The sequence below is a fragment of the Gordonibacter sp. genome (assembly GCF_036667095.1).
GTDB lineage: Bacteria > Actinomycetota > Coriobacteriia > Coriobacteriales > Eggerthellaceae > Gordonibacter.
The window spans coordinates 1-2,674 of sequence record NZ_JAVWUP010000277.1; the positions used below are offsets into that span (position 1 = coordinate 1).

Here is a 2,674-nt window from a genome sequence, read left to right on the forward strand (position 1 = left end):
CGCAAAACCCCAACAAGCCCTCCGTGACAGCTGCCTTTCGCAAGCAAGCAGGCTCAGGCGAAGCGCGAAACCAACTCCTAGGAACGAAAGCGGGCCCTTACCCCTCTTCCGTCCACGGCGCGCCCAGATCGATGCCCTCGGCGTCGAACCTCTCGACGAACTCGAGGAACGACTGCACCACTTTGCTCTGGTAGTGCTTTTTCGAGTAGGCCAGGTACACCCAGTAGAAGTCTGGGCGCACTCCCTCAAGGGGCACGGTCGTGATATCCGAGAACAGCTTCAGGCCGATGGAGTTCAACATGAGCGCACCGAGCGTCGGGTCGGTGCTGAGAACCGATGCCTGCGTGATGTCGTCGTCGTATATCTGGGCGATAGTGGGAAGCGGATGGAGGTCGAGCAACTCTTGAACCTGCTCGCCGATAGGCGTGCCACGGCGATAGGTTATCAGGCGCTCGCCCTTGATCTCGTCGAACGTCACCGACGCACGCCCTGCAAGCGGATGGTCCGCACGAACAGCAAGTTCCAGGGGGCGGCTGAGGATGGGACGGTACACCAAATCGGGCTCGTGCCCCCGCCTGCCGCAGAACGCCACATCCAGCGTCTCGTTGTGCAGGCACTGCGTGAGGTAGTTCGTGAAACCCTGGTACGTCTCGATGCTCACGTGGGAACCGAGCTCCTCGCGATAGGCCCTAAGGAGCGCCGGCAGGTAATCGTCTTGGATGGTGAACGTGGTTCCCAAGCTTATCACGCCGCGCAGTTCGCCTTTGCGCTGCTCCATGGCCGCAATGCCCTCGTCGAGCTCGCGCAGGCTGCTGCGCACGTACTCGTTGAACTCTGCACCGCAAGGCGTCAGCTTCACATTGCGCCCGTCGCGGCGGAACAACGGTATGCCCAACTCTTTCTCCAACGACGACATGGCATCGGAGAGCGTCGGCTGGGTGATGAAGAGCTCTTTGGCCGCCCTCGTATAGTGCTGCAGTTCCGCAAGCTTCTTGAAGTAGTAGAGCTGGGACAGGTTCATGGTGCACTTCCCCCTTGCATTCGCCAGCCTACACAGCGTCCCCGTGCCGCAGGCTCCCACCGAGACGGCCGATAGGCACCTCGCGGCCGCGCGCCATAACGCGCGTAACGGGGACCCGCATGGCGAGCCCCCGCATACCTTAGCAGAGCAGGTTGAAACCGTGCCCTATCATGCCGCTTATTCGGACCACTGGCTGCGCAGTTTCTTGGCCTGGGCGAAAGAGACCAGGCCCAGCAGCAATACTGCAACGATCATGGCGATACCCACGATGAACACGACGTTGAACCCGAACGAGGAGCCGATCCACGCCCAGATCATCGAACCGAAGGCCGCGATAAGGTTGAACACCGTGGATACACGGGAATAGATGATGGCGTTGTCGCGCAGGCCGAACACCTGCTTCACCACGATAGGCACGAGCACGACCGCCGTAGCATAGAACGCACCGAAGATGAACGATCCTACGTACATGGTGTATTCGGAGAAGGAGCCGAGCCAGCACAGCAGCACGCCGCCCACGCCAGCGATGAAGGCGAACCACAGCGCACCCTTGGCGTTCTTGTCGGCCGCTGCGCCCAATACGATCTTAAAGATGGCTTGGCCCACCATCATGACCGTGGCCATAATGCCGCCCACCACGAGCACGTCGAACGTGGCACCGGTCAAAGTCTTCGTGTAGGTCGGGAACTGCTGGGCAATAAGCACGGCTATGTTGATGATTCCGGCAAACAGGCAGAGCGCGAAGAACACCGGCATCTTCATGGCTGCCTTGGCGGAGATACCCGTCGGCTTCGCCGCCTGGCCGTCAGCGGCAACCTTGGCTCCGTACGGTGCCAAACCCACATCCTCGGGCCTGCTGCGAATGCAGAACAGCGTGAAGGGAATTGAGGTGGCAAGAGCGATGACGCCCCAGATGAGGTAGATGGTGTGGAAGTCCATACCGCTGGAGCGCAGTGCCGTGAACACGGCAGACCACAGAGCGCCGCCGATGCCCGTAAACGCCATGCAGAGCCCGATGAAGAAGCCGCCGCGCTCATGGAACCAGCGGTTGATAAGCTGCGGGATGGCAAGCCACAGGATGGATATCTCGCCGAGGCCCAGAAGAACCGCCGCCACATAGAACATGACGATGTCGTAGGAGAAGCTCATCAGGATGAACGCGCCGCCCACTAAGCAGGCGGAGACGGTCAGGATGATACGGATGTCCATGGACTGGATAAGCTTGCCCGCAAAGGGAGACGCCACCGTCATCGTCAGGTACATCACCGTTACATAAAATGCGAACCCGGTGGTAGGGATGCCCAGTCCCTCTGCTACGACCGGCTGGAACAGACCCCATGTCGAAAAGCACAGGGCCGAGCATCCGAAGGTGATCATGATGCCCGTGAGAACGATGAGCATATGCCGCGGGCTCATCTTCTCTTTCGCTACCGTTGTACTCAATTTTGCCTCCTAATAGTCTCCGTCGCCCCTCGCTGCGAAATTGAGTACGTAGCGGGAAACGGCACCCCTGAACGCTTGCTGCACAGAACAAGCTCTCTGCGGCACATTCTCCCCTGTTGCTTCCTACCTGAGAATGGTCATAACGGTATATTTGCCCTACAAACCTACCATACAAAGGACAATAGTTAAATATTGGGTAATAATAGAAAG

The 2,674-nt window shown here is 59.2% G+C and carries 2 protein-coding genes; both read right to left on the reverse strand.

Annotated elements, in window-relative coordinates:
• Positions 1-97 precede the first annotated feature (97 nt).
• Entirely contained in the window at positions 98-1,021 is a 924-nt protein-coding gene (locus RR842_RS13625; protein WP_332730129.1) for a LysR family transcriptional regulator, read from the reverse strand.
• A 177-nt stretch (positions 1,022-1,198) separates the two neighbouring features.
• Positions 1,199-2,464: an MFS transporter gene (locus RR842_RS13630; protein ID WP_332730130.1), complete on the reverse strand. Its 1,266-nt coding sequence runs from the start codon at positions 2,462-2,464 to the stop codon at positions 1,199-1,201.
• Between the last annotated feature and the right edge of the window lie 210 nt (positions 2,465-2,674).